Source organism: Allobosea sp. P1_A7 (assembly GCF_056406775.1).
In genome coordinates, this window is sequence record NZ_JBFTZN010000084.1 from 1 (window position 1) to 23,362 (window position 23,362).

The window sequence follows — 23,362 nt, forward strand, 5'->3', positions numbered from 1 at the left end:
GCCCAACCCGCGCCCACCGACGTCGCCTGGTTCGCCCGCCAGGGCGTCAAGACGATCGTCAACCTGCGCGGCGGTCGCGAGCACGGCGCCTGGCCGCTGCAGCGCGAAGCCTGCGAACGCCACGGCATCGCACTGGTCGAATTCGTGCTGCGTTCGCGTGGTGCACCTGACCGCGAGACGATCCTCGGCTCCAAGGCCTTCTTCGAGGGCCTGAAGGAACCTGCGCTGGTGCATTGCAAATCGGGCGCGGACCGGGCGGGCTTTTTCTCGGCRCTCTATCTGCTGGTGCACGAGAACCGCCCGCTCGACGAAGCCATGAAACAGCTCTCGTTGCGCTACGGCCATTTCCGCTTCGCCAAGACCGGGATCCTCGACGCGTTCTTCGAAGCCTATGCCCGCGAGGGCGAGGCCAAGGGCATCGCCTTCCTCGACTGGGTCGAGCGCAGCTACGATCCCGAGGCGCTCGAGAGAGACTTCAAGACGGGCTTTCTGTCTTCGCTGATCGCCGACCGCCTGATCCGGCGCGAGTAGACCTGCTCAACGCGCCGCACGCGGCAGGGCAGGAGCGCCCCCCATCCGCGTCCAGGTAAACTGGATATGCGCCATCATGCGCGCGAACGAAACGCATCCGATCGCGGTGAGCAGCGCCACCGACAAAGTCCCGAACCACCACATAACCAACGCGGCACCGGCCAGCGAAACCGCATTCGTCATCATCTGCCGTCGCGGATACAGCGACAGTGAACCGATCTCGTTCAGCGGTCCGACCAGGGTACTGCAGCCATAGAACAGCGAGAGCAGCGCCATGGTCTCGCCGACCCCTTCCCATTGCGTGCCCTCGAGCACGTAGTCGGCCCCGAGTGCGGCGATGGCGACGCCGGCGAAGAGCGCGACGACAATGGCAACCATGCCCATGGTGATCCGACGGGCCCAATGTTGCCGATCCGCTCCCTCGCGCTTGCGCAGATCATTCATCGCCAGCGGCGTGACCGCCGCGTTGAACAATTGCATCGGCATTTCCAGCAGGCGCATGGCAAGCGCGACATGCGCCGCCAGAAGGGCGTTGCCGGCGAAGGGCAACGCCAGCAGCGGCGCCACCATGAAACCGAAGGACAGCAGCGCCGAGGGCAGCAGATAGGTCGGCGCCGTGCGCCAGCGTATCGCCGACTCCATCAGTTCCCGGTGCGACCAGCAGCGCAGCCTCACGAAGCCGATCAGCGCCTTGTGACGGCGCCAGACCAGGTAGATCGCAGCCATCGCGTGGCCGAAGGCATCGGCGGCGAACAGCGCAAGCGCCGTCGGGCCGAGCGGCCAGATCAGCAGGATCATCATGGCCGGCTGGACGATCGCCTGCACGACATTGCTGTTGCCGATCGTCGTGAAATCACCCTCGGCGGTCGCCTCGGCGGTCATCAGCCTGATGGCCGCACGGCTGGCCAACGAAATCAGGAAGAGCGCACCAAAGCCGCGCAGGACCCAGCCCGCGGACGCCGCGAACAGGATTGCCGCAGTCATCCCGGCAAGGAAAACCAGTCCCGCAGCGAAGGCCAGTCGAAACGCCCGGCCGAGACGCACCCTGTCATTGCTCTGAAAGAACACGGCCTCGAAGCGCAGCAGAACTGCGATCGCGACGAAATTGGCCAGCGCCGAAAAGATCGCGAAATCCGCGAAAACCTTGGGTGGGCACAGGGCCGCTGCGAAGAGCAGGCCCCATACCGAAAGAATCCGCGCCTGGACGAAGCGCAGCGCCAGCATCAAGCCGTTGCGGAGACCGGTGCGCCTGACGGGAGAGCCATCGGCCGCGATCGGCTCGGCCGGAACGGGCGCCGACGCGGCCGCTGCAAAGCCGCCCCTGTCCAGTGCGAGTTGCGCAGCCATATCCACGTCCCCGGTCGGGATGTCGGGCAGGTCGTCTTCGCTCGACCGGGGGCCGTGGCGCTCGCCTGCCGGAGTTCGCTCGCGATCAACCCCTTCGATCACGTCGCTTCACTCCGCAGGCTGCACGCTGCGCCGGTATGGTTAACGCACGGTAAATTTGCAGGCACTTTCGCTGGTCGCGCCGGGGAGGGTTCTCGCTACCATGCGAGCTGTGGCGGAAAAGTGGCAAAACCCGTCATTTATCAGCGTTCTAACTGAGCTCCATTGTCATCTGAGGACGTCCCGGTCAGTGTTTCCCTCACAGCTTGAGAGGCTTGATCCCATGACGCGCGCCCCCATCCACCTCGATTTCCTGAATGCGCTGGACGTCGAGGCACTAGGGTTGACCGACCCGGAGATCATCTCCGCAGTGGAGGCTGGGCTTGCGGCGCAAGGACGCGGGGAAACCGTGATCGAACCGCGCATGCACCTGATTCCAGGCGGCAGCAGTGGTCATTTCAACGTGCTGAGGGGCGCGTTTCGGGCGCCGATCAACCTGGCGGGCGTCAAGGTGATCGGGGACTTCGTCGACAACTACAAGGAGGACCTGCCCTCGGAGCTTGGCCTGCTCCTGTTGATGGACCCGTCCAATGGCGTGCCCAGGGCCATCATCGACGGGAGCCATCTCACCGATATGCGCACCGGCGCAGTCACAGCCATCGGCGCGAAATACCTTGCGCGCAAGGGTGCCAAGGTGCTGGGTCATATCGGAGCACGCGGCACGGCCTACTGGAACGTGCGCCTGCTCGACTCGCTGTTCGACTTCGACGAGATCCGGGTGCATTCCCGCCGACAGGAAAGCCGCGAGGCTTTCGGAGCACGGCTCACAGCTGATCTCGGCAAGCCCGTCACGGTGACAGAGGACTGGCGCTCCTGCGTCGACGGCGCCGATATCGTTGTCGAAGCCTCGCGCCTCGATGCTCCCGAGCCACTGCTGAGGACGGACTGGATCAAGCCAGGCGCTTTCGTCGTGCCCTACGGCACGATGAGTGCCGTCGAGCTTTCGCTGACCGATATCATGAGCAAGCTCGTCGTCGACGACTGGGGCCAGTGCCGATCGGGCCAGTTCGGCTCGCTGCGCGCCCATGTCGAGGCCGGCAAGCTCTCGGAGGCGACCCTTCATGCCGAGATGGGCGAAATCGTCGCCGGGCTGAAGCCCGGCCGCGAGAGTGACGACGAAACCATCCTGTTCTGGCATCGCGGGCTCTCGCTCTCCGACATCGCGCTTGGCCATTTCATGCTGGAGAAGGCCGGGCGCATGGGGATTGGCCAGAGGCTGCGTTACGCCTGATGAACCCTGCCACACCGCACTTTGTCGCCAATGCGCGGATGTATGCCGTCAACCCGGCGGTTCGTGCTGCCTGGACCGATCTCTTCGCCTGGATCTCAAGCCGGTCGGGGGTGCCGCTGACTGTCGTCGACCATGCCGCACCGGCTCCATTGGAGGACCTCTGGCGACGCGGCGATCTCGGCCTCGCCTTCATCTGCGGCTACCCCTTCGCAAGCGGTCGCTTTCCCGTGCAGCCGATCGCAGTCCGGGTTCAACGCCTTGCGCAGCCACCTGCTCCCCCATTGGAAGGCCGGGCCGTTGTATCGGCAAAGCATCGGCCCGCTTCTGACGCCGCGCCGGGTGATTGCCGCGTTGCTCAACGACGAAATCGATATTGGTCCGCTCGACTCGTATTTTCACGACCTGTTGCTCGCGCATGAGCCTGAAACCGCTGTACGGCTGCGGATCATCGAGACGACGCTCCCAAGGCCGATGCCGCTCCTGGTCGCCTCGGACACGCTGGACGCGGCCCCACTTGCAAACCTTCGCGATGCGCTGCTCGACGCTGCAGCCCAGCCGCAGCCGCAGGCTTTGCTGGCTCGCCTGAAGCTCTCCGGTTTCGCAGCCATGGAACGCAGCACCTATGACGTGCTGCTCGAGGATGCACGCAGGGCGGAAGCCGCCGGATATGGTCGGCCGGGCTAGGGTTCGGCCGGGCGCCCGGCACTGCGCGCCCGGATCGCCGCAAGCGTGATACGCCCGAGCGGCCGGCTGTCGCCATCGACGATGGTCGCCCCGTCTCGCCCCTCGGTCAGAAGCGCGGAGAGCACGTTGCGCAGATTGGCCGATGCCGGAAGCCGCAGGTCGGAAACCTCTGGCGCTCCCTCTTCGACCGCATCTGCGGCGCTGACCAGAGAGAGGCGCCGTAGCGCGGCGTCAGCACCGACGAAATCGGCGACGAATGCGTCAGCCGGAGCCGCCAGCAGGCGGTCGGGTGTGTCATACTGCACCAGGCCGCCATCCTTCATGATGGCGACGACATCGCCCATGCGGATCGCTTCATCGATGTCATGGGTGACGAAGATCACCGTCTTCTTCAGCCGGCGCAGGATCGCAACGAACTCCTCCTGGAGGCGTCCCCGCACCACGGGATCGACCGCACCGAACGGCTCGTCCATCAGCATGACCGGCGGGTCGGCAGCCAAGGCGCGCGCCACCCCGACACGCTGGCGCTGTCCGCCGGAGAGATGGCGCGGGTAGCGCGCCAGGAACTGCGCGGGCTCCAGCCCGACGAGTGCCAGCATCTCCTCCGAGCGCGACCTGATCTTCTCCGCCGGCCAGCCCAGCAGTTTGGGCACGGTCGCGACATTCTCGGCGATGGTCATGTGCGGGAACAGGCCGACCTGCTGAATGACATAGCCGATGCGGCGGCGAAGCAGCACCGGATCGGCCTGTGTGACATCCTCCCCCCCAACGATGATCCGGCCGGAACTCGGTTCGATCAGCCGGTTCACCATCCGCATTGTCGTGGTCTTGCCGCAGCCGGATGGGCCGATCAGCACGCAGGTCCGGCCTTCGGGCACAGAAAGATCGAGCCTGTCGACGGCGGGGCGCGCGATGCCCGCGAACAGCTTGCTGACATTCTCGAGACGGATCATCAGGCCCCCATTCGCGCGGAACGCGTCATGGCGCGCTCGACGCTCGCAAAACCGATCTCGACCAGTAGCGCGAGCAAGGCGACCGCGACCGCTCCGGCAATCAGCTGCGGAAAATTGAAATTCGCCATGCCGGCAGTGATCAGCTCGCCGAGACCGCCGCCGCCGATGAAGGCCGCGAGCGTCGCCGCCGAGACGACCTGCACGGCGGCCGTGCGGATGCCCGCAAAAATCACCGGCAGCGCCAGCGGGATCTCGATCCGCGTCATCACCTGCGCATCCGAAAGTCCCTGCCCGCGCGCCGCCTCGACGATGTCGCGGTCGACTTCGCTCAGGCCCGTATAGGTGTTGAGCAGCAGGGCCGGCAGGCCGTACAGCGTCAGCGCCACCACAGACGGCAGGAAGCCGGTGCCGAGCAGGGGCAGCATGATGACGAGCAAAGCCAGGCTCGGCACGGTGCGCAGGATGTTGACGATCGCGATCGCCGAATTGGCGAAGCTGCGATGACGCGTCAGCGCAAGCCCGAGCGGCAGTGCGATCAGCACCACGGCGAGAAGCGCCACGCCCGAAAGCCAGAGATGATTCTCGACCGCTGTCCAGAAGATGCGGGGATTGGCGGAGATCCAGCCGAGCATCAGGYGCCCTCCGCCTGGGCCGCCCGCAGGCCGAGCTCGAGCCGACGCAAGATCTCGTCGCAGGCGATGGCAAGCAGCGAGGTCATGATCGCGCCGACGACGACCTTCTCGCCGAAATCCTGGGTGATGCCCTGGAAGATGATGTCGCCAAGGCCGCCGGCATTGATGAAGGCGGCCACGGTCGCGACCGAGACCATGGTGACGACCGTGATGCGGATGCCGGCGATGATCACCGGCAACGCCAGCGGGAGCTCGATGGCGAAAAGCCGACGCCAGCGGCCATAGCCCATGCCGTCGGCGGCATCCAGAATCTCGGGCGCGATCTCGCGCAGGCCGGTTGCCGTGTTCCGGATGATGATCAGCAGGGCATACATCACGAGCGCAACGATCGCCGGGCCAAAGCCCAGCCCGAGGATGGGAATCAACAGCGCAAAGATCGCCAGTGCCGGCACCGTGTAGAGGGCGCCCGAAATCAACAGCACGACGAGGTAAAACGTCGGCCGCCGCGCCGAGATGATCCCGAGCGGCAGGCCGATGACGAGCGAGATCGCGAGCCCGATGCCAACGAGCTGGATATGCTCCCAGAGCGCGATCAGCAGGCGGTCGTAATTCTCAATGATCCAGGTCATGCCGGCAGGTCCGAAAACGCTGCGGCAAGCTCTCCCGCCGCCAGGCGTTCGGCCAGCGCCTCGAACTCGCGCCCCATCGGCCGGTCATCGTCGAGCCGGGCGACATGGGCGCGGACGAAGCCAAGTGCGAGAGTGGTGCCGACGCCGAGCCTGATGCCCTCGCGCTGCTCGGCGGCCTCGGCGGCCACGACGAGTTCGATCGCAGCAAGCCGCGCCAGGTGCTCGGCGATCATCGCCGTCTTTGCGACGATGCGCGGCGTCATCGGCGCGTAATCCTCGACACCATCGGCAACCGGCATGGTCATCGGGCCGAGCGGCAGGGCGAGATGGCGGATCTCCGCTTCCAGGGCTGCGGTCGTCTTCTGCGTGGTCGCAAACCCCGCATGCGTACCGCCATGGCGTGTCAGGAAGCGCGGCAACCCGCTGGACGCAGGCGACATCAGCTTGGTGATACGGAACGCCGAGATCGTCGCGGCGTGGGCGACTGCCAGTCCGAGCCCCTCGAGCGCGAGTGCAAGAGCCGTCGTGTCGAAATTGACGGTCGAACGCAGGACATCCTCGGTGATCAGCACCGCCGGGCTGTCGCCGGCCCCGTTGAGCTCGACTTCGACGAGCGCCCGCGCCGTATCGAGCGCGGCGGATGCGGCTCCGTTCACGGGCGCCAGGCAGCGAAAGGACAGCGGGTCCTGCACGCGCCTGGCAGCGCCTTCATCAAGGAGATCGCTGCCGGCCAGGAGTTCGCGCAACTTCGCCGCGCCAGTGACATGGCTCGGCACCGGCCGAAGCGCGACCAGATTGCTGCCGATGGGCGAGAGATTGGCGCGGTAAGCCTCCAGCGAGAGTGCGCCTGCTGCCGTCAGCGCCTGCAGCGCCATGGTCATGGCGCGAAGCGCGAGCGCAGCCAGGCCCGCGCTCTCGGCATTGGCATTGAGCAGCGCGAGCCCGTCCTTCGGCCCCAGGGCCGGAAGCGCTATGCCGGCCAGGCGCATGGCCTCGGGGCCGGGGCGAATCCGCCCGTCGAACTCGGCCTCGCCTTCCCCTGTCAGCGGCAGAAAGAGCTGGGCCAGCGAGCTGAGGTCGGCCTCACCCAGCGAGCCGATGCGCCGGACGACAGGATGAACCCCGGAATTCAGCATCGCAGCGAGCGTCCCGACAAGGCCCGGCGAGATGCCCGACGCGCCCTGCGCAAGACCGGCAAGCCGCGCCAGCAGCACGGCCCGCACCTCGCCCCGTGACAGGCAATGCCCGACCCCGACGGCCCGCGCCCGAACGGCCCGCTGCTGGAAGGCAGCAATCTGATCCGCCGCCAGCCGCGTATCGACCGCAGCCCCGAGGCCCGTCGTCAAGCCGTAGACGGCCTCGCCGCGTTCGAGGCTGCGCTCGACCACCGCGCGAGCCCCGCTCAGCCGCTCATGCAACGCGGGAGCCAGCATGATCTGCGCAGCATCATGCGCGACGGCATGGACCTGTTCGATCGAAAGCGGCCCGGCACCGATGACGACGGCGGGGGCCGCTTGCACCAGCTCCATCCGCAGACCGCCCGCCTTAGCGGACAAGACCCTTGGCTTTCAGGAAGGCGGCGGCGACGACGCGCGGCTCCTTCTTGTCGACCTCGACCTGTCGGTTCAGCTCCTGCATCGTCGCATTGTCGAGCGCCGCCCCGACCTTCTCGAGGATCTCGACGACCTTGGCATTGCCGGCAATCTCCTGACGCACGACCGGGGCGAGGAAATAGGGCGGGAACAGCGACTTGTCGTCGTCCAGGGCTACGAACTTCTCCGCCGCGATCTGCCAGTCAGTGGAGAAGCCGTTGGCGATGTCGACCTGCTTCTGGTTCAGCGCCTCGTAGCGCAGCCGGAGCGCAGCGAACTGCTTGAACTCGGCAAACTCGGCGCCATAAACCTCCTTGAGACCCGCGATGCCATCACGGCGGTCGACGAATTCGGTACCGGCACCGAGCCGGAGCTTGGACGAGACCTTGCCGAGATCTGTCAGGGTCTTGAGGTTGTATTCCTTCGCCGTCTCCGGCCGCACCACGATGGCATAGCCGTTATTGATGCCGGAAGGCTTCAGCCAGGTCAGGTTGAACTCCTTCTCGTAGAAGGCCTTGACCATGCCGCGCACCTTCTCCGGGTCGGTTTCGGTCACGCCCTGGGCCTTCATCACGGCGTTGAGGCCGGTCCCGGTATATTCCGGATAGAGATCGATCGCGCCGCTCTTCAGGGCCTCATGCGCCACCAGCGTGCCGCCGAGATTGATCTTGCGCTCGACCTTGAAACCGGCGCCCTCGAGGGCCGCGGCATAGAGCTCGGCAACGATGAACTGCTCGGTGAAATTCTTGGAACCGATCTTGATCGTCTGGGCCGCTGCCGCCGACAGCCCGACCAGGATCATGGCGGCAACAGTACAGACCGTCTTCGCGAAGCGCATGCTGACAAGTTTCATGGCTGCCTCCTGTGATGGCTCAAGGGGTTAGCTAACGAGGGATCGAACAGCGATGCAAGTTTTGGGCTCGCGAAGGAGAAAAGCGCCTTCGCGATTCCGGTCCCGGAGAACGAACGCCCCGGGCAAGCGCTCAACTGAGGGGATTTCGTTCGCCCGCGCGGATGGCGGCGGGCAGGCGATTCTCGATGGGCGACAAAGGGCAGACCCAGGCCTCGGAATAGGCGCAGGACGGGTAATAGGCGAAATTGAAGTCGAGGATCGTACGCCCCTGCGAAGTCGCGCCGAGATCAGCGCTCTTGATCGTGTCGAGCAGGTAGCGGCCGCCGGCAAAGGTCTCCTCGCCATTGCTCGCATCGCCGAAGGGCAGGAAGGTCCCGCCGCCATAACCCTCGATCCAGTAAAGCGTCAGCTCCCGACCGAGCGCGCCCTCCAATCCGTCGGTCAGCGCGTAGGGCCGGAGCACCATGGCGCCGTCCTTTCCGGCTTCGACCCGAATGGTTTCACGCCCGATCGCGGGCCGGAGGCCGACCTCGAAGCGCAGCGCCGGATCGTAGGAGAAATAGCGGATGCCCCTGAAGCGCTGCCGCCGAGCGGCCGCAAGCGGCGACTGCCGATGCTCGCGAAACAACCGGTCGCGTACGCTTCGCCACTGCGCCCAGCCCGCTTCAGACGGCATCGCCCGGACCGCTGCGTAGAGATCGGCCACCTGCCGACGCCAATCCTGGAGCGAGGCCATGTTCTCGAGTACCGCGCTCGCAGWCAGGCGAGCCCCTGATCTGGTGGATGCCGCTCCGGCAATGATCTGGTTTTTCATGGAGTGCAGCCTTCGGTTCGACTGAACGGGATCGCTTAGGCACGAGAACCGCCGCCGCCGTCAACGCGTCAGCGACGCAGGCGTTCCCACATCGCCCATTGTGCCGATCATCCTGTCAGGCCATGTCAGCGTTCCCCGCGGTGCCAGCAAAAATCCTCGCGTCGAGGCACAAAGCCAAGGCCAATGAAGAACGCCGCCGTCACGAGATCGCGACGACGGCGTTGAACTGGTGGATCGGAAGCCCGAGCTGTCAGGAAAATTGCGTCTTCAGGCCTTCGAAGAGCGCAACCTGCTCGGCAATCAGCGCACGCTTCTCGTCGCGCCGCACGAAGACCTTGAACATCGCTTCGCCGGCAGCATTGAAGAACTGGACCGAGCAGGAGCGGCGGCCATGGAACTGTCGATCGACCAGATAGATCGCCGTGCAGTTGCCTGCCTTGATATGTCCGCCGATCGGGCTGTCGCCATGAATGTTGTAGTAGCCATGGCCGAAGGAGCCGACGGGCAGCGAGCCTTCACATTCCAGCACGATATCGGCGGTGTGGACGATGAAGAGCACCTCGCCCCAGGTCGAGAGCGCCTGCCACAGCGCCTCGAAGCGCTCGGCAGCGATGAAATGGCGCTGGTCGGCCGGCGCTGCCTCGAGCACCGCGAGCGTCGGCACGCCGACCTCGCGGGCGATGGCCTCGATCACGCCATCCGGCTTGGCTGCCAGCGCCTGCCTGACGCGCTCCATCGGGTCTGTCTGTGACGGGTCCTGGACCGCCGCTGCACTCGCCTGCGAGATCGACATGCCGTCCTCCCTCACTCTGCCGCCTGGCGGGGCAAATGCGGATTGGCCTCGCTGAGCACCGTCTCGAAACCTTCGAATTCGGGATGCCCGAGATACATCGGCGTAGCCCTGGGCTGGCCGGCATTGCGGTGTGATTCACGGAACTGGTCGGACTTCGTCCAGGCCGTGAAATCCTCCTTCGAGGCCCAGGTCGTGTGCGAGGAATAGAGGGTATGGTCTTCCTTCTCCGGCCCCTTAAGCAAATGGAAGGCGATGAAGCCGCTCATCTCGTCGAGGCGGGTCTTGCGCGAGGACCAGACAGTCTCAAAAGCGGCCTCCTCTCCCTTGACGACCTTGAAGCGATTCATGGCGATGAACATGGGTGTTTTCCTCAGTTGGCTGGCTGTTGGCTGGCTTGGTTGAACGGGAAGCGGGCAGTGCCTGGCGGCATTGCAGTCCTCATGTGCCGAAGCGCGTCGAGAAGCCGATCTTGCCGACGAAGCCCGGGCTGGCGTCACCGTCGCGGTAGCGGCGATAGCGAACGTCGCCGACATTCTCGAGCGAGAGATAGGCGCGGGCATCCGGCGTGATCTTGTAGTCGGCGTAGAGATCGACCAGCGCATAGGCCTTGCTCGCGAGCACCTGCGATCCAGGCGGCAGGCGCTTCTGATCGTCGACCAGCGTCAGCCGGGCGCCCACCGTCAGCTTCTCCTCGAAGAAGCGCAAACCGCCGTTGAGGACCAGCTTGTCGGGATAGATCGACTCCAGAGGCTGGTTCAGCGTCCTGTTGTCGCCGCGGATGGTCGAGCCGGCAAGGGTCATGAACCAGCGCTTCGCGTCGTAGCCGAGTTCGGCCTCGAAGCCGGTGATGCGCGCCTTGGCAACGTTCTGGTACGAGAAGAAGGCATCGTTGCAGGCGCCCGGGATCGGCGCGCCGCAGGGAGCACCGGGATCGACGAAGATACCGTCGATATAGTTCTTCACGTCGTTCCTGTAGACGGCGAGCTTGCCGCGGAAGCGGTCGCCCTCGCTCAGGATGTCGTCATATTTCAGATTGACGCCGGCCTCGAGCGTCTTGCCCACTTCCGGCTTCAGGTTCGGGTTCGGCCGGAAGATGAAGCTGGCGGGAGCCGGATGCGGCCCGTCTACCAGCGTCTCGGTCACCGACGGCGCCCGATAGCCCTCGGCATAGGTGCCATAGACCTGCAGCCCCTGCAGCGGCGTGACGCCGAGCGTCAGCTTGGGCGAGATGCGGTTGCCATCCGAAGAGGTGCGACCGCCGCTGAGCTCATAGGCGTCGTAGCGCAGCGCGCCGATCAGGTCGAAGATCGAATACTTGACGTGGCTCTGCACGAAGCCGCCATAGACGCTGCGCTTGCCGGACGGCGTCGTCTCGTCGCCATTGCTGACCGGATCGCTGGTCCTGACGCGATCCTCGAACCAGTCCGCGCCGTAAGTCAGATTCAGCGCTACCGCGCCGAGATCGAATTTCGAGGTGTTGTAGATGTCGAACCCCGTGGTCTGGACCTTGAAATAGCGCTTCGCGCCCAGGGCCGCGCCCGTACCCGAGATCTGGGTCTGGTCTGTATCCGTCGAGGTCGAATACGCACCGATGTTCAGGTTCAGCCACGGGATGTCGGGCCGCGAGAAGCTGTAGCGCGCCGTGTAGTTCTGCGTCGTGACCTCGTTGTCGCGACGCGGGGCCGTGGGGGTGCCGACACCGTTGGAGAAATCGTAACGCTGGTACTGGCCGCCGAGCTTGAGCTCCTGGCCTTCGCCGGGCGTGATCACGATCTTGCCGAGACCTGAAACCAGGTCCTGCCCGCTATCGGCGATCTTGGTGCCGTTGCCGTCGCGATAGGGATTGAGTGAGCGGAAGGAAAGCCCGACCAGGCCCGCGACGACGTCATTTGGCCGGAAGGCGCCGATGGCATTGCCGAAGACGCCGGTCTGGCGAGCGAACACGCCGGTACCGCCGATCTCGGCCGCGGCGCGCTCGCCGGGCCTCAGAATGTCCTTGGGATCGACCGTCTCGAAGGACACGACACCACCGATCGCGCCTGATCCATAGATGTTGGCAACCGGGCCGCGCGTCACGTCGATGACACGCACGAAGGAGGGATCGAGGAAGAAGGCGCCATTGGCGTTATGGCCCGAACGCTGGAAATTCTGGCGCGCGCCGTCGACCGTCACCGCGACGCGGCCGAAATCCTGCAGGCCACGAATATTGATCGCGGTCGCGGGGTCGTTCGGGTTTTCCTGCGTCGAGACGCTGGGCATCTGGTTGAGGAGGGTCCCGAGCCTTTGCGGCTGCTGCGAACGGATCTCGTTGCGCGTCATCACAGAGACCGAGGCCAGCGCGTCGATCGCGCGCTCTTCCTGCTTGCTCGCCGTCACGGTGATCTCGTCCAGCGCAATCGGCGTAGCAGCGGAGGCTGGCGCCGGTTGGGATTGAGCATGAGCGCCGAGCGACCATAGCGCGATGGCAGCCACGGAAACGGAAGCGCGCAACAGCGCGGCGTGAGAATTCATACGTCCAGCCCCGAACCTGACCTGAAGATTTTGCAGCGACTGGCTGGCTGGACGCGGGCTGCGTGTGGCTGGCTGGCGCGGGCGGTCGCACCGTCCCGGCGCGCCGCTCTTGACCCTTTGTAGTAAAGCTGAATATCACCGTCAACAACGCTTAAGCTTTATCCTTCCTTAGAATAATTAAAAACTGACAACTGCTTTAGATCACCTTTAGACGACGAGATGTCGCGCACTCTTGGCTAGACGAGATCGATTCCGATCCCATCTTCCATTGACGCGCAACCCGTGAAGCGGAGAGACCATCATGCCAAGCCCCCTGGCGCCTTCAAGGCCGCTCGGCGCACGGCCCCATCGACGCGAACTGAGCGCCGCGATCGGACTGACCTTTCTGGCCGCCGCCGGCCTCTTTGCCCCGTCCATGCTCCCCAGCCCGGCCCAGGCACAAACTCCGGATCGCATCGTCGCGGTCGGCGGCGTGATCACCGAGGTGCTCTATGCACTCGGCCTGCAGGACCGGATCATCGGTGTCGACACCACCAGCCAGTTCCCCCCCGAGGCCCTGCGCGACAAGGCCAGCGTCGGCTATGTCCGCGCACTTTCGGCCGAAGGTGTGCTCTCCCTCAAGCCTTCGCTGGTTATTGCCCTCGAGGGCGCCGGACCTCCCGGAGCGGTATCGCTGCTCAACGAGGCCGGGCTGCGCCTCGCCAGCATCCCGGAAGACAACTCGCCTGATGGCGTCGTCACCAAGATCCAGGCGATTGGCGCCGTCGCAGGTGCGGCCGAACCCGCGGCGCGCCTCGCGCAGCAGACGAAGCTGCGTTTCGACGAACTTCAGACGCTGCGCTCCGGCCTGCCGGCCAAGAAGCGCGTGCTCTTCGTCCTGTCGCTCCAGAACGGCCGCGTGCTGGTCGGCGGCCGCAACAGTTCGGCCGATGCGATCATCCAGATGGCCGGCGGCGTCAACGCCGCGACTGCGGTCGAGGGCTTCAAACCCCTGAACGACGAGGCCATCATCGCGGCCGCCCCCGACGTGATCCTGATGATGCGCAACAGCAGCAGCCATAATGCATCGCCGGAGGAGGTATTCGCCATGCCGACCTTCTCGCAGACCCCGGCCGCGGCGAAGATGGCGCTGGTCAGGATGGATGGCCTCTACCTGCTCGGCTTCGGGCCGCGCACACCGGCGGCAGCCCGCGACCTGATGGCAGCGCTCTACCCCGAGGCCGCGATCCCGCCGCTCAAGACCGCCGCTGCACCATGAGCCTCGCCGTCCGTCCAGCCGACACGATGGCCACGGCCGCGCTCGCCAGCTTCGCAGCCGGACAACGGCGGCAGGCCGTTCTGGTCATCGTCGGCCTTGTTCTGCTCTGCGGCCTGTTGATGATCGTGGCCGTCGGGCAAGGTGCGTTCTCGATTCCGCCTGGCCGGGTCGCCGAGATCCTCTGGGCCAGGCTGACAGGCGAGACCGCCCTGCTGGAAGGGCGCGACGCGCTCGTCGTCCTCAATATCCGCCTCCCGCGCGTGCTGCTCGGCGCCCTCGTTGGCGCCGCACTCGCGATTTCCGGAGCCCTGATGCAAGGGCTCTTCCGCAATCCGCTCGCGGATCCCGGCCTCGTCGGGGTCTCCGCCGGCTCCGGCCTGGCAGCGGCTGCGACCATCGTGCTCGGTGACCGCCTTCTCGCCGGCCTGACGATGAAGCTGCCCTTTGCAGCCCTCCCGTTCGGCGCTTTCTGCGGCGGYCTGATTTCGACGCTGACCCTCTATCTCATTGCAACCCGCCAGGGTCGGACCTCGGTCGCGACCATGCTGCTCGCCGGTGTCGCGCTCGGCGCGCTTGCCGGCGCGCTGACCGGCGTCCTCGCCTTCATTTCCGACGACCGACAGCTGCGCGACCTGACCTTCTGGTCGCTCGGCAGCCTTGGCGGCGCGAGTTGGACCAAGCTCGTGGTCATCGCGCCCATCGTCCTGCCGCTGCTGCTGGCGGTGCCCCTCCTGGCCCGCGGGCTGAACGCTTTGATGCTCGGAGAGGCCGAAGCCTACCATCTCGGCATCCCAATCCAGCGCATCAAGGCGCTGGCGATCCTGCTCGTGGCCCTGGCCGTCGGCGCCAGCGTCGCCTCGGCCGGCGTGATCGGCTTCGTCGGCATCGTCGTGCCGCATCTGATCCGCCTCGCCATCGGCCCCGATCACCGGCTGTTGCTGCCGCTCTCGGCGCTCGGCGGAGCAACGCTTCTCGTCGCCGCAGATATCGTCGCGCGCCTGATCGTCGCCCCGGCCGAATTGCCGATCGGCATCGTCACTGCAGCACTCGGCGCGCCCTTCTTCCTGTGGCTCCTGCTGCGTCGCGCGGATGGTCTCGATGTCTGAGCCGATCAACAACGAGCCGATCCTGTYAGGCCGGTCCCTGAGCTTCATGGCCAGCGGGCGCGCGCTGGTCAGCGAGGCTTCGCTCGATCTCAAACCGGGCAAGACCACGATCCTGATCGGCCCCAACGGCGCCGGCAAATCGACCCTGCTCAAGCTGGTCACCGGCGAACTGAAGCCTGCCAATGGCGAGGTCCTGCTCGACGGCGAGCGCCTCTCCGCGATCCCGTCCTGGCGCCTGGCCTGCCAGCGGGCCGTGATGGCGCAGCACACGCGGCTCGCCTTTCCCTTCAGCGTCTATGAGGTCGCACGCCTCGGCGTGGACGGTGTCGGGCGCGCCTTGTCGCGTCAGCGCCGCGAAGCCCTCGTCGGCGAATGCCTAGCCTCGGCCGGCGTCGCCGAGCTCGCCGCGCGGCGTTATCAGACCTTGTCGGGTGGCGAGCAGCAGCGCGTGCAGTTCGCCCGCGTGCTCTGCCAACTCGAGGCCGGTCGCAGCGTCGCTGCGCGGCAGACCCTCTTCCTCGACGAGCCGATCGCCAGCCTCGACCTCTGCCATCAGCTCGCCCTGCTCGATATGGCACGCGCGATTGCGGCCCGCGGCGTGGCGGTGCTGATCGTGCTCCACGATATCAATCTCGCCGTGACCTATGCCGACCACCTCGTCGTGATGGACCGCGGCCGCATCGTCGCCCAGGGGGCGCCGGCAGCAACGCTGGATGACGCCTTGCTGCGCAATGTCTTCAAGGTCGACCTCAGCTTCAGCCGCGCGCCCGCCGCCGGCCTGCCCTTCCTCCTGCCCCAGCAGCACCGCCCCAACGCAGCCGCTTGATCCCCCGGAGCGGTTATTTTAAGCTTGAAATAATTGCTCCGAACCGGGGTCCGCGATCATGTCCGCTTCACCGCGCAGATTGTCCTACGGACGTTATCTTCAGGTCGACGATCTGCTGGCCTGCCAGACCCTGGAGAGCGTGAAGGCCGGCACGCCGGCCCATGACGAGATGCTCTTCATCATCGTCCATCAGGCCTATGAGCTCTGGTTCAAGCAAATCCTGCATGAGCTCGACCGCATCCAGCTCGACTTCTCGGCGAGCCCGGTCGCCGACGAGAATCTTGGCCGCATCGTCGCGGGCCTCGGCCGCATTCATGAGATCCTGAAGCTTCTGGTGGGCCAGCTCGACGTCCTGGAGACGATGACGCCCGCCGGCTTCCTCGAATTCCGCGACCTGTTGACCCCGGCCTCGGGTTTCCAGTCCGTGCAGTTCCGGCTGATCGAGAGCCGTCTCGGTCTCGCCGATACGCTCCGTCTCCGGATCGACGATCAGAGCATGCGCGAACGCCTCGCGCCCGAGGATCGTGCCAAACTCGACGCCGAGCATAGACCGTCCCTGCTATCTCAGCTTGACGCCTGGCTCGCGCGCACGCCCTTCGTCGCACTTGGCGACTACAGTTTCCGTGAAAGCTATCGTGCCGCCGTGACCGCGGCGCTGCAGCGCGATGCGCGCAGCGTCGGCACCGATCCGTCCCTGCCGGAAGCGCAGCGCCAGGCCGATGCCGCCGCGATCGAAACGGCGCTCGCCCGCTTCCAGGCCCTGTTCGAGCCGGACGCCGCCGGCACGACCTGGCACATGTCGGCGCGCGCGATCGAAGCAGCCCTGTTCATCGCGCTCTATCGCGACATGCCCGTGCTGCAGCTGCCCTTCCGGCTCCTGCAAAACCTGATGGACATCGACGAAAGCCTGACGCTCTGGCGCCTGCGCCATGCGCTCATGGTCGAGCGCATGATCGGCGTCCGGCCCGGCACCGGCGGCTCCTCGGGCTCGGGTTATTTACGCGCCACGGCCGAGAAGCACCGCATCTTCATCGACCTCTTCCATCTCTCCAGTTATCTGCTCGCCGCCCGGGACCTGCCGGCCCTGCCCGAGGGGGTACGCCGGCGCATGGGCTTCAGCTACGGGGCCGCCTGATGCACGGCGACTGGACAGCTCATTTCAGCCGTTTCCGCAACGCGGCACCGGAGCGGATCAACCTCGCGGCGCATAGCCATCACGACTGGCCCGATGTCAGTTTCGCGGCGCAGGAACAGGCCTGGACCGACGCCGCCCGCCTCGCAGGCCATAAATGGAGCCTCGTCTTCGGCGAGCTGATTCCGGCGGTTCAGGCCGGCATCGCGCGCGAGCTCCGGCTTCCCGATCCGTCGAGCATCGCCTTTGCGCCGAACACCCACGAATTCCTGCGTCGCCTCCTCTCCTGCCTGCCAGCCGACCGCACCCCTCGCATACTGACCACGAGCGCCGAATTCCACACGGCTCGGCGGCAGCTCGCCCGACTGGCCGAAGAGCGACTGATCCAGCTCGACGAGATCGCCGCAGAGCCCTTCGCGACATTTCACGAGCGCCTCCGGACGGCGATCATCGCCGGTGGCCACGACCTGATCTATGTCAGCCAGGTCCTGTTCAATTCGGGAGCGACCTCAGGTGATCTCGCAGCGCTTGCCGGCGCAGTACCGTCCGAGGAAACCCTGGTCGCGATCGACGGCTATCACGGCTACCTCGCCCTGCCGACCGACCTTTCGGCGATTGCGGACCGCGTCTTCTACATCGCCGGAGGCTATAAATACGCGATGGCCGGCGAGGGCTGCTGCTTCATGCACTGCCCGCCAGGTTATGGCCCGCGCCCGCGCGACACCAGCTGGTTTGCAGCCTTCGGCGCGCTCGCGGCTCCGCCCGGCAGCAGTGTCGGCTACTCCGCCGATGGCGGTCGCTTCCTCGGCGCCACCTTCGATCCCAGCGGGCTCTATCGCATGCGAGCCGTGCTGGCATGGCTGCAGGCCAACAGTCTCGCTGCGCATCACGTCCACGAGCACGCCATCTCCCTGATGCGGCAGTTCCTCTCCGGCCTCGATATGCTGACAATTCCCTGGCTATCCCCGGCGCAGCTGATCACGCCCGTTGGCAATCCTGCGGCACATGGCAATTTCCTCGCCTTCCGCACCACGGGAGCCGGAGCGCTGGAGGCGGCACTGGCGAGGCACGGCATGGCCACGGACCATCGCGGCGACGTGCTTCGGTTCGGCTTTGGACTGGCGCTGTCGGACGGAGATGTGGCCGAGGCTCTCGATCGGATGAAGGCCCTGAACGCCTGATCGAAATCATCGGAATGATCGATTTTACGCCGGATTCATCGTGAATCCAGGCTTCACCATATCGCTCAACCGCCGGTTCACGGTCGCAGCGCCACATCTCCCGCAGAACCCGAAGCGGGAGATGAACCGTGACCAGACGCCTCGCCCCCATCGACCTGCTACTTGCAGGCGCGATGTCCCTGCTGGCCCTTGCCTTCGCCGGCCGCCCCGCGCTCGCCCGCGAACTCGTCCAGTTCCAGGACCAGCGCTACTACCCAGGCACGATCGTGATCCGCACCGGCCAGCGCAGCCTCTATTTCGTCACGGCGCCTGGTGAGGCGATCCGCTACCAGATCGCCGTCGGCAAAGCCGGCAAGCAATGGCGCGGCGTCAAATATGTCGAGGAACTCGCAGTCGAGCCAGCCTGGAGTCCTCCGGCCGAGGTCAAGCGCGCCCAGCCGAACCTGCCCAACGTCATCGCCGGCGGCTCGCCCCGCAATCCGATGGGGGCCCGCGTCATCGGTCTCGGGCCGGGTGGTGAATACGCCATCCACGGCACCAACGCGCCGGGCACGATCGGAACGGCGGCCTCCTTTGGCTGCTTCCGGATGCACAACCCCGACGTGATCGATCTCTATGCCCGCGTCCGCATGGGCACGCCTGTGGTGGTCCTGCCTTAGATCATCTCGGGTGATTGCATCGGCTGCCCCGAAAACCGCAATCCACTTTTCGGACTAAAGCTTCAGAGGGCAACCGGCGACAATAATGGCTTTCCGGAAAAGAAGGCCGCGAGGTTGCCGATGAGCAAATCCTGCTGGGCATGCTGCGCCGATTCCGCGTTGGCGCCGATATGGGGCGTCAGCACCGCATTCTCGCAGGCCCGCAACCGCTCGGAGACATGCGGCTCGTTCTCGTAGACATCGAGCGCCGCACCCGCGATCACGCCCGCCTCGAGCGCGTCGCATAGCGCAGACTCGTCCACGGCGATGCCGCGCGAGATATTGACGAGATGCGCTTGCGGACCGAGCGCCTTCAGTACCTCCGCGTTGATCGCGTAGCGGTTCTCGGCACTGGCACGCACCGAAACGACCAGCAGGTCCGCCCAGTGAGCCAGCCCGAGCAGGCTGTCGTGATAGAGATAGGGCAGGTCTGCGCGCGGCGACCGATTATGGTAGCCAATCGTCATGTCGAAGGCCGCAGCGCGACTGGCAATGCGAGCACCAATGGCGCCAAGTCCGTAAATGCCCAGCTTGCGACCAGCCAGTCCAGGCACATGCGCCATCCGCGCGACCGCATTGCCTTGCCATCGTCCGGCGCGCAGGAACCGGTCTCCGCTATTGATCTGCCGCGCGCTGGCCAGGAGCAGGCCCATGGCAAATTCCGCGACGCTTGTCGCGTTGCTGTCGGCGGCATTGCTCAGCAGGATGCCGCGCTCCTTGGCGCGCACCCGGTCGACCCCCTCGAAACCCGTGCCGTAGCACGCGATCAACCGCAGCTTCGGCAGGGCATCGATCAACGCCGCATCCGTCTTGTGGCTGCCGATGGTCAGGAGAGCCTGAACCTCCTCGGCCCCTGCTGGCAACGCATCCGGAGCTGAGCGCGCCATCGGGCCAAGCAATGTGTAGCTTTCGTTCAGACGCGCGACGAGCCGATCAGGCAGGCGCGGCGCCATGAGGATGGTCGGCTTCATCAGGAATCAAGCTCCATGGCGGTGTTGCATCGCAACATCGAACGGCAGCTTGCTCAACCCGTTTCGGAGCGGGGACCGCCATCTCGCCGACGCAATGCAACCGCTCTGAACGCCTCGCCGAAAAAGGCCAACATCGCCTAGCGTAACCTCTCGCCTGCGACAAAGAAGCGCGTTAACGTTTGCTTGCACGACTTCAATCGCGCTCGGGCCTGAAGCACCGAGCCCAACAGGGGCTATCGATGGATCATCTCGCCGACGTCAAGAAATACGCCAGGAAGGCCGTCAACGAAGCTGCCTTTGCCGGTATGTCCAAATCCTACGCGCTCGTCATGGGCAAGCCCGACACCCGCTTCGTCGCCTGCACGGATCCGGCCGAATTGGAGCGTGTCCGCGAGAACTTCCTGAAGAAGAAACTCGGTCTCAAGAGCGCCGATCTCGATGCATCCATCAAGGCAACCTGCGAGCATATGAAGGACGACAAGACCAAGTCGCGCCTGACCTTCTACTACCTGCTGGCCGAGCACTACGGGAAGCTGGATCTCTTCGTGAAGAAGTAAGACGCGCCCTGCGCGCATGCCCGGGCTGGCCCCGGGCATCCTGGATCACAAATCTATTCCAGGACGAGATGGTCGGCTCCAGGCCGACCATATTGCCTATCCGCTTCTCGCCACGCTCAGCGATAGAGGTCCGCGCGCGTCAGCGGCAGACCCGATGGTCCCTTGCGCCGCTTCGAGACCAGCGTCTGGTTGATCAGCGCGCCACCGCGCTCGAAGGCGAGCGAACAGCCCGCGAGATAGAGCAGCCACATCCGCGTCCGCTCGGGACCGATCTCCGCCTCGGCCTCGGCCTTGCGTGCATTCAGCCGCTCGAACCATAGCCGCGTCGTGCGCTGGTAATGCTCGCGCCACCCCTCGACATCATGCACCTCGAAGCCATGGCGCTCGAGATTGGCGATCGACATGCCGAGATGGTCGAGTTCACCGCCCGGGAAGATATAGCGCACCAACGCCCGGTACTCGGCCGGCATCTTGTTGAAGGCGCGCTCGGTCTTCTTGGCTCGCCGCGAGATCGTATGGTGCAAATAGAGACCGCGCGGCTTGAGCAGCCGGTTCACCGCCTGGAAATAGGCCGGGTGATTGCGGATGCCGACATGCTCGAACATGCCAATCGAGGAGATCTTGTCGAAGACCCCCTCCATCTCCGTGAAATCCTTGAGATGCAGCGTGACCTTGTCCTGAAGACCGAGTCGCTCGACCTTCTCGCGAGCCAGCGCGAGCTGCTCCTCGGCAAGCGTCACGCCATGTGCCTCGACACCATAATGCTGCGCGGCATGGCAGATCAGCGCGCCCCAGCCGCAGCCGATATCGAGCAGCTTCTCGCCGGGCTGCAGGCGTAGCTTGCGGCAGATCATGTCGAGCTTGTCGCGCTGCGCCCGCTCGAGATCGGTATGATCCTCGGTAAAATAGGCGCAGGTGTAGACCATCTCCTCATCGAGGAAGAGCCGGTAGAACGCGTTCGAAACGTCGTAATGATAGGCGATATTGGCCTTGTTGGTGGCGGGAGCGCCATCGCGGGTGGCCTTGTCGCCCTGCAGGTGCTCGACGGCCTGCGGCGCGGCGCCGGGCGCGAGCAGGAAGCGCCTCACGACATCGAACACCGCCGATTTCGGGATACCGCGCGCCAGCCGCGCGACCTTTCCCTCCGGGCGCGCCGCCGCGAGATCGAAGATCGTTCCGTTCACGATCGCGATCCGGTCGGTGACATGCAGATGCAGCAGCGTGTCGAGCTTCGGCTTGCGGAGCAGCGCTGCAACGGCGCCGGAGTCGCGGATCGCGATCGCAAGGCCGTCCTCAGGCCACTCGGAGGGGATGCGGCTCCCGTCCCATAATGCGAAGCCGAGCTTCAATCCAAGTTTCTGGTGTGCCTCGGTCAGAAGTCGCCGCAAGGCGGCGAGGCGTTTGGTGTCGCGATCCATGCGTGGCCGATCCATCCCCGTCCCGACCTGTTTGACGGCAGGCGTGGGGCTTGGCAACCACCCGTCAGAAATCGCTCGCGATTCCCTTCACTTCCCAGTCGTCGTAGCGCACCGGATCGAGACCACCGCGGCCGTTGAGCTCCTTGTCACGCTTTGCCGCCGCCGCCTTGGCGTCGATCTCGGCGCGTCGCGCCTGTGCTTCGGCCAATGCGCGCTGCGCCGCCGGCGAAAGGCTCCTGGCCCGATCGGTCTCGCTCGTCAGGACCGCGGCTTGATCCTTGGCCGAGGCTTGATCCTTGGCGGAAGTTTGATCCTTGGCAATGTCGTTCGGCATTGGCACAGCGCTCTCTTGCGGGATCGGCATGGTCTTCACCACATAAGGCGCAAATCCGCATTCGGGGAGAGCGAATTCATCATCCCGGACTGCGACCGACAAGGGGGACCAAGATGAACTACGTCCGCACCGGCATCCTGATGGCCGGCCTCACCGCGCTCTTCGCCGTGGTCGGCTATCTGCTCGGCGGCGCGGGCGGCATGCTGATCGCGCTCGGGATCGCCGCCGCGACCAATCTCTACAGCTACTGGAATTCGGATCGGCTCGCGCTCGCCTCCCACAATGCCCATGAGGTCGACGAGCGCAGCGCGCCCGAACTCTATGGCATGGTGCGCGACCTTGCCGCGCGCGCCAACATGCCGATGCCGAGGGTCTACCTGATCGACGAGGAGCAGCCCAACGCCTTCGCCACCGGGCGGAACCCGCAGAACGCAGCCGTCGCCGCGACCACGGGCATCCTGCGCACGCTGAGCTACGATGAGCTCGCCGGCGTGATGGCACACGAGCTTGCCCACATCAAAAATCACGACACCCTGACGATGACCATCACCGCGACCATGGCGGGCGCAATCTCCTCGCTCACCACCTTTGGCATGTTCTTCGGCTCGCGCGAGAACCGGCCGGGATTGCTGGTGCAGATCCTGATTTCGGTGCTCGCGCCGATGGCCGCGATGGTGATCCAGATGGCGATCTCGCGTTCCCGCGAGTACGAGGCGGACCGGCTCGGCGGCGAAATCTGCGGCAATCCGGTCGCGCTCGCGGACGCGCTTGCCAAGATCGCCGGGGGCGTCGCGCATATTCCGAACGAGACGGCGGAGGCCAAGCCTGCTACGGCCCACATGTTCATCATCAATCCCCTGAGCGGACGCGGCATGGATTCTCTGTTTTCGACCCACCCCGACACCGGCAATCGAATCGCCGCCTTGATGGAACAGGCGCGCGCCATGGGTATCGGCCGGGGTCGCAATGCCGGCGGCTTCACCAGCCAGGCCGCACAGAGCCCGTGGAACGGCTCCCACAAGCCCGGCCCGTGGGGCTGAGATGACTGAACAGGACAATTCGCGCGGCAAACCGGCACCGGCTCCCGCCCGGCCAGCCGATGATGCCCCGGGTCTGCCGGCGCGCCGCCTTGCAGCGAACCTGATCGACGAGGTGCTCCGGGCCGGCACCGCGCTCGACGAAACCTATGAACGCATGAGCCCGGCCTTCGGG

Annotated in this window: 24 protein-coding genes; 11 read left to right on the plus strand and 13 right to left on the minus strand. The window is 65.6% G+C overall.

The window, feature by feature from the left end:
• A partial coding sequence (locus AC1D34_RS16410; protein WP_476824749.1) for a fused DSP-PTPase phosphatase/NAD kinase-like protein occupies window positions 1–531 on the plus strand: 531 nt, incomplete at its 5' end.
• A gap of 6 nt (window positions 532–537) precedes the next feature.
• Here the strand turns inward: AC1D34_RS16410 and AC1D34_RS16415 are convergent.
• The gene (locus tag AC1D34_RS16415; RefSeq protein ID WP_476824750.1) at window positions 538–1,980 is read right to left on the minus strand and encodes a lipopolysaccharide biosynthesis protein; all 1,443 of its coding nucleotides are present in this window, start codon (window positions 1,978–1,980) and stop codon (window positions 538–540) included.
• A 220-nt stretch (window positions 1,981–2,200) separates the two neighbouring features.
• Between AC1D34_RS16415 and AC1D34_RS16420 the strand changes: the two genes are divergently transcribed.
• Together AC1D34_RS16420 and AC1D34_RS16425 are read left to right on the plus strand one after the other, a co-directional pair.
• Window positions 2,201–3,208 carry an ornithine cyclodeaminase family protein gene (locus tag AC1D34_RS16420; protein WP_476824751.1) on the plus strand — a complete coding sequence of 336 codons (1,008 nt, stop codon included), beginning with the start codon at window positions 2,201–2,203 and terminating at the stop codon, window positions 3,206–3,208.
• Window positions 3,209–3,340: 132 nt separating this feature from the next.
• Window positions 3,341–3,892, plus strand: a complete 552-nt coding sequence (locus AC1D34_RS16425) for a phosphate/phosphite/phosphonate ABC transporter substrate-binding protein (RefSeq protein WP_476824752.1) — start codon at window positions 3,341–3,343, stop codon at window positions 3,890–3,892.
• Here AC1D34_RS16425 and AC1D34_RS16430 read toward each other — a convergent pair.
• From AC1D34_RS16430 to AC1D34_RS16470, 9 genes are all read right to left on the minus strand, one after another.
• Window positions 3,889–4,845, minus strand: a complete 957-nt coding sequence (locus AC1D34_RS16430; protein ID WP_476824753.1) for an ABC transporter ATP-binding protein — start codon at window positions 4,843–4,845, stop codon at window positions 3,889–3,891. The two genes, AC1D34_RS16425 and AC1D34_RS16430, sit on opposite strands and share 4 nt — an antisense overlap.
• Window positions 4,845–5,477, minus strand: coding sequence for an ABC transporter permease (locus AC1D34_RS16435; RefSeq protein ID WP_441492716.1), 633 nt, complete (start codon window positions 5,475–5,477; stop codon window positions 4,845–4,847). The genes AC1D34_RS16430 and AC1D34_RS16435 overlap by 1 nt, the downstream gene beginning before the upstream one ends.
• Entirely contained in the window at window positions 5,477–6,106 is a 630-nt protein-coding gene (locus AC1D34_RS16440) for an ABC transporter permease (protein ID WP_476824754.1), read from the minus strand. The genes AC1D34_RS16435 and AC1D34_RS16440 overlap by 1 nt, the downstream gene beginning before the upstream one ends.
• Window positions 6,103–7,626 (minus strand): HAL/PAL/TAL family ammonia-lyase, encoded by a 1,524-nt coding sequence (locus tag AC1D34_RS16445; protein ID WP_441492714.1) that lies wholly within the window; start codon window positions 7,624–7,626, stop codon window positions 6,103–6,105. Before AC1D34_RS16445 ends, AC1D34_RS16440 begins: the two co-directional genes overlap by 4 nt.
• Before the next feature lie 25 nt (window positions 7,627–7,651).
• Window positions 7,652–8,551, minus strand: coding sequence for a glycine betaine ABC transporter substrate-binding protein (locus AC1D34_RS16450; RefSeq protein ID WP_441492713.1), 900 nt, complete (start codon window positions 8,549–8,551; stop codon window positions 7,652–7,654).
• Between the two features lie 130 nt (window positions 8,552–8,681).
• Window positions 8,682–9,365 (minus strand): DUF1684 domain-containing protein, encoded by a 684-nt coding sequence (locus AC1D34_RS16455; protein WP_476824755.1) that lies wholly within the window; start codon window positions 9,363–9,365, stop codon window positions 8,682–8,684.
• Window positions 9,366–9,615: 250 nt separating this feature from the next.
• Window positions 9,616–10,158, minus strand: coding sequence for a heme utilization cystosolic carrier protein HutX (gene hutX, locus AC1D34_RS16460; RefSeq protein WP_441507439.1), 543 nt, complete (start codon window positions 10,156–10,158; stop codon window positions 9,616–9,618).
• Between the two features lie 11 nt (window positions 10,159–10,169).
• The gene (hmuQ, locus tag AC1D34_RS16465; RefSeq protein ID WP_441492710.1) at window positions 10,170–10,517 is read right to left on the minus strand and encodes a heme-degrading protein HmuQ; all 348 of its coding nucleotides are present in this window, start codon (window positions 10,515–10,517) and stop codon (window positions 10,170–10,172) included.
• A 79-nt stretch (window positions 10,518–10,596) separates the two neighbouring features.
• Window positions 10,597–12,669 carry a TonB-dependent hemoglobin/transferrin/lactoferrin family receptor gene (locus AC1D34_RS16470; RefSeq protein ID WP_476824756.1) on the minus strand — a complete coding sequence of 691 codons (2,073 nt, stop codon included), beginning with the start codon at window positions 12,667–12,669 and terminating at the stop codon, window positions 10,597–10,599.
• 301 nt (window positions 12,670–12,970) lie between these two features.
• Here AC1D34_RS16470 and AC1D34_RS16475 point away from each other — a divergent pair, with 301 nt between their 5' ends.
• The 6 genes from AC1D34_RS16475 to AC1D34_RS16500 all read left to right on the plus strand — a co-directional run bounded on the left by AC1D34_RS16475 (window position 12,971) and on the right by AC1D34_RS16500 (window position 18,831).
• Window positions 12,971–13,927 carry a heme/hemin ABC transporter substrate-binding protein gene (locus AC1D34_RS16475; protein WP_441492708.1) on the plus strand — a complete coding sequence of 319 codons (957 nt, stop codon included), beginning with the start codon at window positions 12,971–12,973 and terminating at the stop codon, window positions 13,925–13,927.
• Between the two features lie 26 nt (window positions 13,928–13,953).
• The gene (locus AC1D34_RS16480) at window positions 13,954–15,033 is read left to right on the plus strand and encodes a FecCD family ABC transporter permease (RefSeq protein ID WP_441492769.1); all 1,080 of its coding nucleotides are present in this window, start codon (window positions 13,954–13,956) and stop codon (window positions 15,031–15,033) included.
• The gene (locus AC1D34_RS16485; protein WP_476824757.1) at window positions 15,026–15,859 is read left to right on the plus strand and encodes a heme ABC transporter ATP-binding protein; all 834 of its coding nucleotides are present in this window, start codon (window positions 15,026–15,028) and stop codon (window positions 15,857–15,859) included. The genes AC1D34_RS16480 and AC1D34_RS16485 overlap by 8 nt, the downstream gene beginning before the upstream one ends.
• A 58-nt stretch (window positions 15,860–15,917) precedes the next feature.
• Entirely contained in the window at window positions 15,918–16,994 is a 1,077-nt protein-coding gene (locus tag AC1D34_RS16490; RefSeq protein WP_441492706.1) for a tryptophan 2,3-dioxygenase family protein, read from the plus strand.
• A complete protein-coding gene (locus AC1D34_RS16495) occupies window positions 16,994–18,172 on the plus strand; it encodes an aminotransferase class V-fold PLP-dependent enzyme (RefSeq protein ID WP_476824758.1) in 1,179 nt (392 codons plus the stop codon). Before AC1D34_RS16490 ends, AC1D34_RS16495 begins: the two co-directional genes overlap by 1 nt.
• A 173-nt stretch (window positions 18,173–18,345) precedes the next feature.
• Window positions 18,346–18,831 (plus strand): L,D-transpeptidase, encoded by a 486-nt coding sequence (locus AC1D34_RS16500; RefSeq protein WP_441492768.1) that lies wholly within the window; start codon window positions 18,346–18,348, stop codon window positions 18,829–18,831.
• A 62-nt stretch (window positions 18,832–18,893) separates the two neighbouring features.
• Here AC1D34_RS16500 and AC1D34_RS16505 read toward each other — a convergent pair whose 3' ends face one another.
• Window positions 18,894–19,841: a 2-hydroxyacid dehydrogenase gene (locus AC1D34_RS16505; protein ID WP_441492704.1), complete on the minus strand. Its 948-nt coding sequence runs from the start codon at window positions 19,839–19,841 to the stop codon at window positions 18,894–18,896.
• A gap of 239 nt (window positions 19,842–20,080) precedes the next feature.
• Here AC1D34_RS16505 and AC1D34_RS16510 point away from each other — a divergent pair, with 239 nt between their 5' ends.
• Complete coding sequence (locus AC1D34_RS16510; protein WP_069878671.1) at window positions 20,081–20,398, plus strand: DUF2853 family protein; 318 nt, start codon at window positions 20,081–20,083, stop codon at window positions 20,396–20,398.
• A 116-nt stretch (window positions 20,399–20,514) separates the two neighbouring features.
• Here AC1D34_RS16510 and AC1D34_RS16515 read toward each other — a convergent pair whose 3' ends face one another.
• On the minus strand, window positions 20,515–21,816 hold the full coding sequence (locus AC1D34_RS16515) for a class I SAM-dependent methyltransferase (protein WP_441507444.1): 1,302 nt from the start codon (window positions 21,814–21,816) through the stop codon (window positions 20,515–20,517).
• A 64-nt stretch (window positions 21,817–21,880) separates the two neighbouring features.
• A complete protein-coding gene (locus AC1D34_RS16520; protein WP_441492702.1) occupies window positions 21,881–22,150 on the minus strand; it encodes a DUF1674 domain-containing protein in 270 nt (89 codons plus the stop codon).
• A gap of 113 nt (window positions 22,151–22,263) precedes the next feature.
• On the opposite strand from AC1D34_RS16520, the gene htpX reads away from it, so the two are divergent.
• Window positions 22,264–23,190, plus strand: coding sequence for a zinc metalloprotease HtpX (htpX, locus tag AC1D34_RS16525; RefSeq protein ID WP_441492701.1), 927 nt, complete (start codon window positions 22,264–22,266; stop codon window positions 23,188–23,190).
• Window positions 23,191–23,362: the final 172 nt, after the last annotated feature.

Coding starts and splice junctions, on each gene's coding strand:
- AC1D34_RS16420 (WP_476824751.1), top strand. CDS start 2,201: ATGACGCGCGCCCCCATCCACCTCGATTTCCTGAATGCGCTGGACGTC.
- AC1D34_RS16425 (WP_476824752.1), top strand. CDS start 3,341: ATGCCGCACCGGCTCCATTGGAGGACCTCTGGCGACGCGGCGATCTCG.
- AC1D34_RS16430 (WP_476824753.1), bottom strand. CDS start 4,845: ATGATCCGTCTCGAGAATGTCAGCAAGCTGTTCGCGGGCATCGCGCGC.
- AC1D34_RS16435 (WP_441492716.1), bottom strand. CDS start 5,477: ATGCTCGGCTGGATCTCCGCCAATCCCCGCATCTTCTGGACAGCGGTC.
- AC1D34_RS16450 (WP_441492713.1), bottom strand. CDS start 8,551: ATGAAACTTGTCAGCATGCGCTTCGCGAAGACGGTCTGTACTGTTGCC.
- hutX (WP_441507439.1), bottom strand. CDS start 10,158: ATGTCGATCTCGCAGGCGAGTGCAGCGGCGGTCCAGGACCCGTCACAG.
- hmuQ (WP_441492710.1), bottom strand. CDS start 10,517: ATGTTCATCGCCATGAATCGCTTCAAGGTCGTCAAGGGAGAGGAGGCC.
- AC1D34_RS16470 (WP_476824756.1), bottom strand. CDS start 12,669: ATGAATTCTCACGCCGCGCTGTTGCGCGCTTCCGTTTCCGTGGCTGCC.
- AC1D34_RS16475 (WP_441492708.1), top strand. CDS start 12,971: ATGCCAAGCCCCCTGGCGCCTTCAAGGCCGCTCGGCGCACGGCCCCAT.
- AC1D34_RS16490 (WP_441492706.1), top strand. CDS start 15,918: ATGTCCGCTTCACCGCGCAGATTGTCCTACGGACGTTATCTTCAGGTC.
- AC1D34_RS16495 (WP_476824758.1), top strand. CDS start 16,994: ATGCACGGCGACTGGACAGCTCATTTCAGCCGTTTCCGCAACGCGGCA.
- AC1D34_RS16500 (WP_441492768.1), top strand. CDS start 18,346: ATGTCCCTGCTGGCCCTTGCCTTCGCCGGCCGCCCCGCGCTCGCCCGC.
- AC1D34_RS16505 (WP_441492704.1), bottom strand. CDS start 19,841: ATGAAGCCGACCATCCTCATGGCGCCGCGCCTGCCTGATCGGCTCGTC.
- AC1D34_RS16510 (WP_069878671.1), top strand. CDS start 20,081: ATGGATCATCTCGCCGACGTCAAGAAATACGCCAGGAAGGCCGTCAAC.
- AC1D34_RS16515 (WP_441507444.1), bottom strand. CDS start 21,816: ATGGATCGCGACACCAAACGCCTCGCCGCCTTGCGGCGACTTCTGACC.
- AC1D34_RS16520 (WP_441492702.1), bottom strand. CDS start 22,150: ATGCCGAACGACATTGCCAAGGATCAAACTTCCGCCAAGGATCAAGCC.
- htpX (WP_441492701.1), top strand. CDS start 22,264: ATGAACTACGTCCGCACCGGCATCCTGATGGCCGGCCTCACCGCGCTC.